At 73.3% G+C, this 791-nt stretch carries 1 protein-coding gene; it reads left to right on the forward strand.

Going from position 1 to position 791, the window contains the following annotated elements; genetic code table 11:
• Positions 1–791 (forward strand): hypothetical protein (locus tag WD271_13595; protein ID MEX1008864.1); only part of this gene is annotated, 791 nt, incomplete at both ends.

Below are 791 nucleotides of genomic sequence, written 5' to 3' on the forward strand. Positions count from 1 at the left end.
GGGCCGCGCGCGGATGGGTGCTGGCGGTCGTCGGGTGGGCAATCGTCTGGGTGCCTGATCAAGTGGCGCCCGATCGGTCGATGCTCGCACCCGAAGCCGGCCTCACCCTCGCGGCGTTCGGGCTCGCGATCGCGCTCGGCATCGGCGCATCGGTGCTCGTCGACGGCATCCGCGACTTCCGGTTCGGCTGGCGACAGCCGGCCGCGATCGTCGGTGGTGTCGCGCTGCTGCTGCCGATGCTCGGCTTCACTGCCGATGCGATCGACGGCCGGTGGCATGCACCGCGAACCGGCTGGGTCGATGCGCTCGCGTTCACCGATTCGCTCGCGGCAAAGGGGCAGTTCCGCATCCTGTGGCTCGGCGACCCGTCGGTCCTGCCACTCGAGCCCGTCGTCCTTTCCGACGGCACCGGGTACACGCTCACGCGCAACGGCCCGGGCAACTCGTCCGAGCTCTTGCGCGCGCCGGTGGACGAGGCCGACCGCGTCGTCGTCGACCGCGCGATCGAGCTCGCGGCCGACGGGCGAACGAACCGTCTCGGACGCTTGCTCGGGCCAACTGGTGTGCGCTGGGTCGCGCTGCCGTCGACGCAGGGTCCCGGCGGCGGGACGGCCCCCGCAACGCTGCCGGGTTGGCGCCGCGCGCTCGACGGTCAGCTCGACCTTGCGCGGCTGAAGACCGGGCGCGGGCTCGTGCTCTACGAGAACCTCGCGTGGATCCCGTTGCGCGCGTCGGTCGCCCGGCGTGAGGCCGCCATGGTGCCGGTCGGGCCGCGCGACCCGACGCGCGCG

This window comes from Acidimicrobiia bacterium, assembly GCA_040880805.1.
In the GTDB taxonomy this organism is placed as follows: domain Bacteria; phylum Actinomycetota; class Acidimicrobiia; order IMCC26256; family DASPTH01; genus DASPTH01.